The following is a 12,608-nucleotide window of genomic DNA, read 5'->3' on the forward strand; positions in this document are numbered from 1 at the left end:
TTTGACTGCCAACTTGATCTGAATCCGTTCATTTTTTTCCATGGCATGCAGCGGGGGGAGGGCCTCCCGCTCTGACGTTTAGCTTCCCGTCCGCGTGTTGCGGGGGGAGAGAGAACGGTATGAAGCAGTCCAAGTTGAGTCTGGCCCTGGCCGGCCTGATTGGTGTTGGCGTCATGGTCAAGGCTGATGACGCCATGGCAATGAACTATCACGTGCAGGGAGACCGCATCTTCCTCAGCGGTGGCGTCACCTTCGCCGACGTCGTTTCGCTGCCGGCGCTGCTGGCCAAGGCGCAGGCCGAGGGGCGGCCGATCCGGGAGGTGGTGCTGCGTACCTCCAACGGTGGCGCGCTGATCGCCGGCGAGTGGCTGCAGGGGGTGATCCGCACGTCCGGCCTGAACACCATCGTGTCGGGCCATTGCATCTCGTCCTGCTCGATCATGCAGTCCGGTGGCGTGGAGCGTTATCTTGCCGGTGATCTGCCGATTGTCGATTCGGTGGAGATCCATGCGGCCAACAACGGCAGCAATGTGATCTACGAGCCGTCGCCGCGCATGACCCAGATCTACACCGGCAACTATGGCGGCGGCATGGATGCTGGGCTGCTGCACAAGGCGATGTACGAAGTGGTCAAGCCCAACGGCCTGCTGGTGTTCCGCGATCCTGCGCGCACCCCCGGTACGTCGGTCACGTTCGATCCGGATGGCAGCGGCAGCGCGCTGGAGTCGTTCCCTGGGCAGGACATTCACAGCAACCGGATCATCACCGCAACCGGCTATCGTGATCCGGGCGATACGTTGAATGTCACTGCGGACGTCACCGGTGACATCAATCCGGGCTACCTGCGGTCGGGACGCCAGCTGCAGACCTTCGTCGATGATGACTTCGCGCGCTGGAGCACCGACCGGCCGTCGGCGTACTTTTCCTACGCACTGACCATCTACAACCTTTCCAGCACGGGTCCGCAGGGCATCGGCGCTGGTTCGGTGCAGGATTATCTGAGCGATCCCGGCGTGCAGGCCCTGCTGCTGTCCAAGCTTCGGCTGGGCGATCTGGACGCGTCCACGCTGGACGATTCGATGGGCGTGATCCGGATTGCCAATGGCGCTGTCTGGCGCTCGTCCGCAACCACCGGTGCGGACTTCATGCTGGTCGACAATGGCACCATCGCCCTGGAAGGTGGCGCCCTGCGTGCCCCGGAAGTGCGTGTGCTCGGTGCGGGCATGCTGGTCGGCCACGGCGACGTGGCGGGCACCGCGATGGACAGCACTGCATTGCTGGGTGGCACCGGCCCGTCCTGGCGCGAGGATGGCTTCAACCGCCTGCGCGTGTTCGGCACGCTGATGCCGCGCGGAGGTGATCTGGTCACCCATGGCTACGTCAACATCATGCCCGGCGGCAAAGTGCTGTTCGACGTGACCGAGAGCGGCGGCAGTGCCGGTGGTCGCGTGCGCGTGGGTAATTTCTTCGACCCGTCCACCAACAAAGCGCTCGATGGCGCGCTGGTGATCTCCAAGGGCGCCTTCCTTGAACTGAACGTGGCGCAGGGCTACTACAGCAAGGACTTCCGTCGCGATCTGGTTGAAGGCCCGATCTACCAGGATGGCTTCCAGGAGGTCGTGCGGCTGGGCGACACTGGCTACAGCGCCAGCATCAGCGGCGGTGAGGTGTTCCGTCCGCGCCACAACTCGCTGTTGAGTTTCAATGTCAGGCAGACGGCCGACGGTCTGTGGCTGACCGCCAACCCGGGCTTCGACCAGTGGGATCTGTTCGCCAACGGCCCGTCCGGTGATGACCTGGGGCGTGTGCTGGGAGCTGCATCCGATCGCCAGGACAGTGGCCTGAAGCCGCTGCTGGGCGCATTGCAGTTTGCCGACCGCGACGTGGTCGCGCAGCAGGCCGGTGCGCTGCGTGGCGACGCGCACGCCACCCTGCGCCTGGCCGACAACGCCCTGCTGGGCAGCATCGGCAACGTGGTCCAGCAGCATCAGGCGGCGATGCGCAGTGCCGGTGGCGATGCCGATGGCCTGGCCGCGCAGGTCGCGCAGTCGATGTCGGCACAGCCGGGCACGCGCCATGGCACCCTGTTCAACCAGCTGGCAATGCATCTGGTCGAGCCGACGGCAGCAGGTGCGGGGGCCAATGGCGATGGCCAGCGTGGCCACGGACTGTGGGCACGTGGCTTCGCCAGCCATGGCCGCATCGATGCCGATGCCGGCGTGGCCGGGATGAGCCATGCCGTGGGCGGCATCGTGGTCGGTGCCGATGCGCGCCTGGCCGATGACCGTGTCGGCCTGGGCGTGAGCGTGGCGGCTGCGGACATGTCGACCAAGGCCCGTGGCGCCTCCAGCTTCACCGGCGACGTGCGTGCGCTGGATGTGGGCGGTTACCTGGACGCGATCTACGCGCGCGGTTATCTGTCCGCGGCGGTGCGCTACACCGACCTGCGCCACGACACCCGGCGCAGCATCGCCGGCATCGAGGGCCTGCAGGATCCGCTGCGTGCGAAGTACCGCAACGATGCGATCTCTGCGCGGGTGGAACATGCGTTCTCCTTCACCCGCGGCAAGGGCGTGGTGATCCAGCCGCTGCTGCCGGTGGTGGATTACGCGCGCACCTCCGCGACGCGGTTCAACGAAGGGCAGGGCGTGGCGGCGCTGGCCGGGCGTGGCGGCAGCCTGGAGAGCATCCGGGTGGGTGCGGGCCTGCAGCTGTTCAAGACCTTCGAGGGCAACAACGGCGAGCGCATCACCCCGCGGGCGCGGGTGGTGTGGCAGAAGGAGCTGGGGGATACGCAGGCCCGCTACAGCACCGGCTTTGCGGCGGCGCCGGATCTGGTGTTCGGCAGCAACAGCCAGACGGTGGGCGAGCAGGTGCTGAGCTGGAACCTGGGTGTGACCAGCCGGGCCAGCGAGCGGCTGTCGGTGATGGTCGACTATGTGGGCGAGCGCCGCGACGGCCAGCTGCAGAATGGTGTGCAGCTGGGGCTGGGTTACCGGTTCTGAGTGGCCGGCGGCACCGGCGATGTCTGCATCGCCGGTGCCGTCCCAGGACGCACGCTGCTGCGGTATGGTTCGGCATGGAATTCCACCCAGGCCCCTCCATGCAGATCGCAGTCTTCAGCGCCCGGCCCTATGATCGTCGCTTTCTTGACGAGGCCAATCAACGCGGCGCCGCAGAACAGGATTTCGCGTTCGTCTACTTCGATGCCGCGCTCGACCTGCATACCGCCACGCTGGCACAGGGCTGCGACGCCGTCTGCGTGTTCGTCAATGATCGTCTTGATGCCCCTGTGCTGCAGGCCCTGCACGCGCAAGGCGTACGTGCCGTGCTGCTGCGGTGCGCCGGCTTCAACAACGTCGATCTCGCCGCTGCGACGTCGCTGGGCCTGTTCGTCGCGCGCGTGCCGGCCTACTCACCTGAGGCCGTCGCCGAGCATGCCCTGGCCCTGGTGATGACCCTCAACCGGCAGACACATCGCGCCTACAACCGCGTACGCGAAGGCAACTTCATGCTCGATGGCCTGCTTGGGCACACCCTGCATGGCCGCACCGTCGGCATCGTCGGCACTGGCAAGATCGGTGTGGCGACGGCGCGCATCTTCAAGGGCCTGGGCTGCACGGTGCTGGGCCATGATCCCTATCCATCGGCATCCTTCGCCGGGCTGGGAGAAAACGTGGCTCTGGCCGAGCTGCTGTCCCGCGCCGACATCGTGTCGCTGCACTGCCCATTGACGGCGGATACCCATCACCTGATCAACGATGCGTCGCTGGCGCAGATGAAGGCGGGTGCCATGCTGGTCAACACCTCGCGTGGCGGTCTGGTCGACACCCATGCCGTCATCCGCGCGCTGAAATCACGCCGGCTGGGCCACCTGGCCATTGATGTCTACGAGCAGGAAAGCGCGCTGTTCTTCCAGGATCTCTCCGGGGAAATCATCGACGATGAAGCATTCCAGCGCCTGATGACCTTCCCCAACGTACTGGTGACCGGCCATCAGGGCTTCTTCACCGTGGAGGCGCTGCAGGAGATTTCGGCGATCACGCTGGGCAACCTGGCGGATTTCGCGGCCGGGCGGGCGTGCGCGAACCGGGTGGAGGCAGGCTGACCGAGGGTGGATTGACCACCGGGCAGGGGAGCCCGTAAAATCGCCTGCTCGGCCGGAATAGCTCAGTTGGTAGAGCGGCGCATTCGTAATGCGTAGGTCGCAGGTTCGACTCCTGTTTCCGGCACCATGTTTGATGAAAAGCCCCGGCCCTGGTCGGGGCTTTTTTGTGTCTGGTGGCGCCGGGCCATGCCCGGCGGAATGCGAGGGCAGGTGGCGCGATTCGCCGCCCGACTGGGGGTGAGGGCGACCTTCGGCCGTTAGTGCTTCCTGTCGTCGGCCACAGGCGCGACGGATGGCACTGCGACGTCCAGTGGCCCTGCATCGGCAGGGGCGTTGGCGGGGCGGCACTCTCTCGAACACAGGTAACCCGCATGTCGAACTCGTCGATCTCCCCCCTCATTTCCCGGTCCAGGCTGAGCATGGCGATGTCGTTCGCTCTGATGGCGGGACTCTCCACGCTCGATGCGCAGGCAAGCACCTTCCATCTTAACGGCGACACGATCTACTACTCCGGCGGCGTCGAGAGCAGCGATCCCAGGACCTTGGAGCGCATTCTCAGCGCGGCGAACCGGCAGGGACGGACCATCCGCCAGATCGTCTTCCGCAATTCACCCGGTGGTGCTGCCAGCGGTGGCGTTGGCATGGGCGAGGTCATCCGCCGCAATGGCCTGGATACCGTGCTGGACGGTGGTTGCTACTCGGCGTGTGCCGATGCGTTCGTCGCCGGTGTCAATCGTCGGATCACCCGCTTCGCCCTGCCGGTGTATGACGGTTACGACATGACCGTGCTGGGGATTCATGGCGAAGCCCGGGATGGTGTTCCCACGCCGTACCCGGGCCAGGAGAAGTACATCCAGTACTACCGGGACATGTTTGGCGCCAGGGACTTTGCCGTCATTGAAGGCCGGATCACCCAGGCCCACTACGAACTGACGGAAAGCTCCGGGTTCCTGCGCTATTTCGATCCGGCCACGATGGCCATCGCGACCCGCTTCTGCCCGACCCGCGACACCAGCGACGACGGTGGCTGCACGGCCTATCCGGACGTGACGCTGTTCAGCGACAGGGTGGCGACCTCGATGGACTATGCAACGACCAACGATGTCCTGATCATCGATGGCAAGCGGGTGAGCGGAAACATCAATCCGGCATTCGATCCCGCGCAGTTCTCCTATGTGCGCGATGTGGATGTGGACAAGGTCGTCGGCGGCGATGCCTTTGGCGTGATCAAGCTCACCGCAGGCGCCCACTGGTCCGCGACAGAAGACAGCGGTGCGTCGATCCTGTGGGTGGACTCGGGAAGGCTGGACATCACAGCGCAGAGCAACCTGCTTACCGGCAACAGCGTGATAGGACGCAACGGTGCCGTCGATGTGAGGGACGGTCTGCTGAAGGCCGGGAGCACGATCGTGGACGGTTCGCTGTCCCTCGCCTCGACCGGCGAACTGGACAACAGCGATACGCTGCTGGTCCGGCGTGGAGGTGAGGTGGCGATGGCCGGTGGTCGAATCTCCACGGCCGTCGTGACGCTGGATCCAGGGGCCGCACTGAAGGGGCATGGAACCATCGGCGCGACGGCCTATGTCGGGGACCCGGACTATCCCGACTTCCCCTGGAATGTTCCGCAGGTGGCGCGGGTGAGGGTGGCCGGTGGCGATCTTCATCCGCAGGGCGGCCCGTTGACGGTCAACGGCTATGTCAGCTTCGCCTATCCCAATGCCGGCCGGCTGCTGTTCGACATCACCCCGGAGACGCGCCAGGCGGGCCTTGTACTGGACGCATTCGAAGTCCATCGCTGCGACAGCCAGGGCAGCTACTACTATTGCGGAAACGGGGCGGCCACCACGGCGCCGGGCTTCCTGATCGGCGGCACGGTCGGCAAGCTCGCGCTGGATATCGCACCGGGCTACTACCGCCAGGATCTTTCGATCCCGCTGGTACAGGGACGTATCTATGGCAGCAAGGAAGGCAACGAGCTGACCACCGCGCTGTTGAACGACAGTGACAGCGAGTTCGACGCCAGCGTGCCGCAGCTGCAGGCCGGACAGGTCGCCTTCACCCGTGCCGAGCGGCAGGACGGCTCGGGCTACAGTGCCGATCTGACCAGTGCCGACACGGCACAGCGCAGGTTCCATCCGCGCGAGAACTCGCTGCTCACGTTCAATATCGTGCAGACCGGCGACGGCATCTGGGCGGTAGCCAATCCGGCCTTCGATGACGTGTCTCCGTTCGCCAACGTGGCGTCGGGCGCGGGCCTCGGCCAGGCATTGAGGACGGCCGCGTCGCAACCGGCGTCGGCGCTGGAGCCGCTGCTGGGTGCACTGCAGTTTGCCGACCGCGACGTGGTCGCGCAGCAGGCCGGTGCGCTGCGTGGCGATGCGCACGCCACCCTGCGCCTGGCCGACAACGCCCTGCTGGGCAGCATCGGCAACGTGGTCCAGCAGCATCAGGCGGCGATGCGCAGTGCCGGTGGGGATGCCGATGGCCTGGCCGCGCAGGTCGCGCAGTCGATGTCGGCACAGCCGGGCATGCGCCATGGCACCCTGTTCAACCAGCTGGCAATGCATCTGGTCGAGCCGACGGCAGCAGGTGCGGGGGCCAGCGGTGATGGCCAGCGTGGCCACGGTCTGTGGGCACGCGGCTTCGCCAGCCATGGCCGCATCGGTGCCGATGCCGGCGTGGCCGGGATGAGCCATACCGTGGGCGGCATCGTGGTCGGTGCCGATACGCGCCTGGCCGATGACCGTGTCGGCCTGGGCGTAAGCGTGGCGGCCGCGGACATGTCGACCAAGGCCCGTGGCGCCTCCCGCTTCACCGGCGACGTGCGTGCGCTGGATGTGGGCGGTTACCTGGACGCGATCTACGCGCGCGGCTACCTGTCCGCGGCGGTGCGCTACACCGACCTGCGCCACGACACCCGGCGCAGCATCGCCGGCATCGAGGGCCTGCAGGACCCGCTGCGTGCGAAGTACAGCAACGATGCGATCTCCGCGCGGGTGGAACATGCGTTCTCCTTCACCAGCGGCAAGGGCGTGGTGATCCAGCCGCTGCTGCCGGTGGTGGACTACGCGCGCACCTCCGCGACGCGGTTCAACGAAGGGCAGGGCGTGGCGGCGCTGGCCGGGCGTGGCGGCAGCCTGGAGAGCATCCGGGTCGGTGCGGGCCTGCAGCTGTTCAAGACCTTCGAGGGCAACAACGGCGAGCGCATCACCCCGCGGGCGCGGGTGGTGTGGCAGAAGGAGCTGGGGGATACGCAGGCCCGCTACAGCACCGGCTTTGCGGCGGCGCCGGATCTGGTGTTCGGCAGCAACAGCCAGACGGTGGGCGAGCAGGTGCTGAGCTGGAACCTGGGTGTGACCAGCCGGGCCAGCGAGCGGCTGTCGGTGATGGTCGACTATGTGGGCGAGCGCCGCGACGGCCAGCTGCAGAATGGTGTGCAGCTGGGGCTGGGTTACCGGTTCTGATGCAGGGAGGACGTCCTCGCCCGCCGGGCGGGGGCGTCCACCGGCGGCTCATCCGCCTCTACCGCCCGCACAGGTTGGCGCAGGAGTGTCTTGAGTCGCGAAGGAGCGGTCTTCCGTGGGTCGCTCAGATAGATCTCATGGTGCGGGCCGGCAAACGTGTAGCCCAGCGATGGCATCACCTCCTGGTGCAGCCTCGCGAGTGTCGGGCCTTCATCCTCATAGGGGCCCACATGCAACGTCTGCAGGCAGAGACCCTCCTCCAGCCGCTGCAGGCGCAGGCTGGAGGGTGGCGCACCGAGCTTCGCCCTCACCTTCTCCGTTGCTGCAGCGAACCGCGGCGTGTCGACGGCATCCGGGGTGCGGATCATCAGGGTCCAGGTCCATTCGTCCTTGCGGCGGGCGACGAAGCTGCCCGGATCCTCAGCGCTCCACAGCCCCTCCAGCGGCGCAACCACATGGTCCTGTCCCACCGCCTTGAGGGCGAACTTCAACGCATAGCTGACGGAGTAAAGCCAGCGTACGGCCTCGGCGTAGGCGATTGCCGTGTTGGGGTCGCCGCGGCCGTCAATCATCACGAACGGCAGGGAGGGCACTTGGAGCAGGACGAAGTCGCCGGTCGGCGCCCGGTACAGGGTGCGGTCAAGCGTCTTGAAATCGACTTTGCCCATTGGAGCTCTCCAGTAGACGGACAGCATCGCACGCGCGTCAGCATGCCACAGTTCCTGAATGCGTTCATTCGACTTTGCCGAACGAGGGATTCCGGCGTGGCGACACCTGCGGCTGCGATGCTCCGCGCCCCATTGCGCGCACGGTGCGACAACGTGTCGCAGCCAGAATGGGGCCTTTCCTGCGGAGGATCATTGTCAATGCCTTTCTTAAATGGTGGGTGACGGCCTAAAATTGCAAGGCTGACTCGACCCCACCTCCCTGCCTGTCTCCGGACGGGTGGGACCGGCTTTGGCCGGAGCGGGCAGGACGGGGAACGGCATTCCCTCGCAATTGGATCGACCGATGATTCCGTTGAAAACCCTTGGGCGCTGGTTGCGCCCGGGCCTGCTGCTCGCAGTGCTGGTGATGCTCACCGGCTGCGATGCCGTGGCCATCCTCAGTCCGAAGGGCCAGATCGGCCAGGATGAGAAGACCCTGCTGATCACGGCCACCGTGCTCATGCTGCTGGTCGTCATCCCGGTCATCATCATGACCCTGACCTTCGCGTGGAAGTACCGCGCTTCCAACACCAAGGCCCGTTACGAGCCGAAGTGGTCGCACTCGACGGCGATCGAGGTGGTGGTGTGGTCGATCCCCTGCATGATCGTGCTGGTGCTGGCTGTGCTGACCTGGCGCTCCTCGCACGCGCTGGATCCGTACAAGCCGCTGGAATCGGACGTCAAGCCGGTCACCATCGAGGCGATCTCGCTGGACTGGAAGTGGCTGTTCATCTATCCGGAAGAGAAGATCGCGGTCGTCAACGAGATCAAGTTCCCGGTCAACACCCCGCTGAACTTCAAGATCACCTCCGACACGGTGATGAATGCCTTCTTCATCCCGCACCTGGGCAGCATGATCTATTCGATGGCGGCGATGGAGACCAAGCTCCACCTGATCGCCAACGAAACCGGTGAATTCCCGGGCATGTCCTCGCACTACAGCGGTGCGGGCTTCGCCAAGATGCACTTCACTGCCTATTCGGTCACCGATGCCGAGTACCGCCAGTGGCTGGACCAGGTCCGCGCCGGTGAGCAGACGCTGGACAAGGCCTCGTTCAAGGCCCTGGGTGAAGCGCGCAATGCCGAGTGGTATCCGGTGACCTACTACGGCCGGTCCGAGGAGGGCCTGTTCGACTGGGTCATCGCCAAGCACATGGGCGACAACAAGCACTACGGCATGAAGCACGCCCATGCGGGCGCCGCTGCCGCCGATGCTGCCAGCCATGAAGGGCACGAAGGCCACGCCCCGAGCGAAGAGCACAAGTCCAAGGAGTCCGGGGAAAACCTGGATGCCACTGAACACGAGCACGCCGGCCACGCCGGTCATGCGGGCTCGGGAGAATGAACATGCTGGGAAAACTCTCTCTTGAGTCGATCCCCCACGATCCGATCGTGCTGACCACACTGGTCGGTGCGGTGCTGGGTGGCTTGGGCGTCGTCGCCCTGATCACCAAGTTCAAGCTGTGGGGCTATCTGTGGAAGGAGTGGTTCACCTCGGTGGATCACAAGAAGATCGGCGTGATGTACCTCATCGTCGCCTTCGTCATGCTGCTGCGCGGTTTCTCCGACGCGATCATGATGCGCACCCAGCAGGCCATCGCCGTCGGTGGCTCCGAGGGTTACCTGCCGCCGCACCACTACGACCAGATCTTCACCGCCCACGGCGTGATCATGATCTTCTTCGTGGCGATGCCGTTGATCACCGGCCTGATGAATCTGGCCGTGCCGCTGCAGATCGGTGCGCGCGACGTCGCGTTCCCGTTCGTCAACTCGCTCAGCTTCTGGCTGTTCGTCGCCGGTGCGGTGCTGATCATGCTGTCGCTGTGGATCGGTGAGTTCGCCGCCACCGGCTGGCTGGCATTCCCGCCCTTGTCGGGGATCGAATACAGTCCAAGCGTAGGCATGGACTACTACATCTGGGGTCTACAGGTGGCGGGTCTGGGTACCACGCTGAGTGGTATCAACTTCTTCATCACCATCCTCAAGATGCGCACGCCGAGCATGAAGCTGATGCAGATGCCGGTGTTCACCTGGACTGCCCTGGTGACCAACGTGCTGATCGTCGCTGCCTTCCCGGTGCTGACCATCACCCTGGTGCTGCTGACCCTGGACCGTTACCTGGGTACGCACTTCTTCACCAATGACGGTGGCGGCAACGCCATGCTGTACATCAACCTGATCTGGATCTGGGGCCACCCGGAGGTGTACATCCTGGTACTGCCGGCGTTCGGCGTGTTCTCGGAAGTGATCGCCACGTATTCGCGCAAGGCCCTGTTCGGTTACAAGGGCATGGTCTACGCCACCGCCTGCATCGGCGTGCTGTCGTTCATCGTGTGGCTGCACCACTTCTTCACCATGGGTTCGGGTGCCAACGTCAATGCCTTCTTCGGCATCACGACGATGATCATCTCCATTCCCACGGGCGTGAAGATCTTCAACTGGCTGTTCACCATGTTCCGCGGCCGCGTGCAGTTCACCACGCCGGTGCTGTGGACGATCGGCTTCATGGTCACCTTCACCATCGGCGGCATGACCGGCGTGATGCTGGCCATCCCGGCCATCGATTTCGTGCTGCACAACAGCCTGTTCCTGATCGCGCACTTCCATAACGTGATCATCGGCGGCGTGGTGTTCGGCATGTTCGCGGGCATCACCTACTGGTGGCCGAAGATGTTCGGCTTCCGCCTCAACGAGTTCTGGGGTAAGTGTGCGTTCTGGTGCTGGTTCATCGGCTTCTACGTGACCTTCATGCCGATGTACGTGCTGGGCTTCATGGGCATGACCCGTCGCCTGCAGAGCACGGTCAATCCGGCCTATGAGCCGCTGCTGCTGGTTGCTGCTGCAGGTGCCTTCATCGTCGGTGCCGGCATCCTGTGCCAGATCATCCAGGTGGCCGTGTCGATCCGCGACCGCAAGAAGACCGTCGACCTGACCGGCGATCCGTGGGATGCCCGTACGCTGGAGTGGGAAACCTCTTCGCCGCCGGCGTTCTACAACTTCGCCACGCTGCCGGACGTCACCGAGCTGGACGATTTCTGGGAGCGCAAGCAGCGCGGTGAGGCCTGGCCGAAGCCGGCGAAGTACACCGACATCCACATGCCGCGCAATACCGGCACGGGTGTTGTCATCGGTGCCTTCAGCCTGGTGTTCGGCTTCGCGATGATCTGGCACATCTGGTGGCTGGCCATCGTCGGCTTCGTCGGCATGATCGCCACGTTCATCTACCGCACCTTCGACCAGGACGTGGACTACTGGGTCCCGGCCGCCGAGGTGGAACGCATCGAGAACGAACACCGCAAGCACCTGGAAGCCCAGGGCCTGGTGAAGTCGGAGCTGAAGGCATGAGCACCAATACCTCGACCCTGAGCCACGGGCACGCCGCGCATGCGGCGGCCCATGGCCATGACGACCACGAGCATCACGACACCGGCGGCAACACCGTCTTCGGTTTCTGGGTGTACCTGATGAGCGACTGCCTCATCTTCGCGTCGCTGTTCGCCACCTATGTGGTGCTGGCCGGCGGCACCGATGGTGGCCCCGGTCCGAAGGACCTGTTCGAACTGTCGTTCGTGGCCTGGGAAACCGCGCTGCTGCTGACCTCCTCGCTGACCTTCGGTCTGGGCATGATCGCCCTGCACCGCAAGCAGGTGGGCCAAATGTACCTGTGGCTGGCAATCACCTGGCTGCTGGGCTTCGGCTTCATGTGCATGGAAGTGTGGGAATTCCAGCACCTGATCCACCAGGGCTATGGTCCGGACCGCAGTGCCTTCCTGTCGGCGTTCTTCGCCCTGGTCGGTACCCACGGCCTGCACGTCAGCGCCGGCCTGCTGTGGCTGCTGGTGATGTTCGTGCAGCTGAAGAAGTACGGCCTGACCCCGACCAACAAGACCCGCATGGCGTGCCTGAGCCTGTTCTGGCACTTCCTGGACCTGATCTGGATCGGCGTGTTCTCCGTCGTCTACCTCAATGGAGCGCTGTAATGGCACATGACAACCACGCACACGATCATGGCACCGGTGGCGAAAGCCACGGCAGCGTGAAGTCGTACCTGATCGGCTTCGTGCTGGCAGTGGTGCTGACCGTCATCCCGTTCTGGATGGTGATGTCGGGCGACTTCTCCCGCACCGTTAACGGTGTGGTGATCGCGATCACCGCCGTGCTGCAGATGCTGGTCCACCTGGTGTTCTTCCTGCACCTGGACCGCTCCTCGGAGAGCCGCTGGAACGTCAACGCTGCTGCCTTCACCATCGTGGTGATCGGCATCATCGTGGTCGGCACCCTGTGGGTCATGCACAACATGAACGTGCATATGATGCACTGACGTCCCCG

General features: G+C 64.8%; 8 protein-coding genes and 1 tRNA gene. 8 read left to right on the forward strand and 1 reads right to left on the reverse strand.

What is annotated here, in order from left to right; translation table 11 throughout:
• Window positions 1–119 precede the first annotated feature (119 nt).
• The 4 genes from ACZK08_RS05265 (at window position 120) to ACZK08_RS05280 (ending at window position 7,572) form a co-directional block, all read left to right on the forward strand.
• Complete coding sequence (locus ACZK08_RS05265; protein WP_478452543.1) at window positions 120–3,005, forward strand: autotransporter domain-containing protein; 2,886 nt, start codon at window positions 120–122, stop codon at window positions 3,003–3,005.
• Window positions 3,006–3,103: 98 nt separating this feature from the next.
• Entirely contained in the window at window positions 3,104–4,108 is a 1,005-nt protein-coding gene (locus ACZK08_RS05270) for a 2-hydroxyacid dehydrogenase (RefSeq protein ID WP_053516243.1), read from the forward strand.
• Between the two features lie 51 nt (window positions 4,109–4,159).
• A tRNA-Thr gene (locus tag ACZK08_RS05275) sits at window positions 4,160–4,235 on the forward strand.
• A gap of 298 nt (window positions 4,236–4,533) precedes the next feature.
• On the forward strand, window positions 4,534–7,572 hold the full coding sequence (locus tag ACZK08_RS05280) for an autotransporter domain-containing protein (protein WP_231107706.1): 3,039 nt from the start codon (window positions 4,534–4,536) through the stop codon (window positions 7,570–7,572).
• On the opposite strand, the gene ACZK08_RS05285 is transcribed toward ACZK08_RS05280, so the two are convergent.
• Complete coding sequence (locus ACZK08_RS05285) at window positions 7,560–8,240, reverse strand: GyrI-like domain-containing protein (RefSeq protein ID WP_065181125.1); 681 nt, start codon at window positions 8,238–8,240, stop codon at window positions 7,560–7,562. The genes ACZK08_RS05280 and ACZK08_RS05285 overlap by 13 nt on opposite strands.
• 343 nt (window positions 8,241–8,583) lie before the next feature.
• Here ACZK08_RS05285 and cyoA point away from each other — a divergent pair, with 343 nt between their 5' ends.
• Genes cyoA through cyoD form a run of 4 tightly spaced genes read left to right on the forward strand, consistent with a single transcriptional unit; the run spans window position 8,584 to window position 12,600 of the window.
• Window positions 8,584–9,624 carry a ubiquinol oxidase subunit II gene (gene cyoA / locus ACZK08_RS05290; RefSeq protein ID WP_053518989.1) on the forward strand — a complete coding sequence of 347 codons (1,041 nt, stop codon included), beginning with the start codon at window positions 8,584–8,586 and terminating at the stop codon, window positions 9,622–9,624.
• A gap of 2 nt (window positions 9,625–9,626) precedes the next feature.
• A complete protein-coding gene (gene cyoB / locus ACZK08_RS05295) occupies window positions 9,627–11,624 on the forward strand; it encodes a cytochrome o ubiquinol oxidase subunit I (RefSeq protein WP_053518988.1) in 1,998 nt (665 codons plus the stop codon).
• Entirely contained in the window at window positions 11,621–12,259 is a 639-nt protein-coding gene (gene cyoC / locus ACZK08_RS05300) for a cytochrome o ubiquinol oxidase subunit III (protein WP_065174633.1), read from the forward strand. The genes cyoB and cyoC overlap by 4 nt, the downstream gene beginning before the upstream one ends.
• Window positions 12,259–12,600, forward strand: coding sequence for a cytochrome o ubiquinol oxidase subunit IV (gene cyoD, locus ACZK08_RS05305; RefSeq protein ID WP_053518984.1), 342 nt, complete (start codon window positions 12,259–12,261; stop codon window positions 12,598–12,600). The genes cyoC and cyoD overlap by 1 nt, the downstream gene beginning before the upstream one ends.
• Window positions 12,601–12,608 lie beyond the last annotated feature (8 nt).

Source organism: Stenotrophomonas sp. 112478_Sma (genome assembly GCF_056479905.1).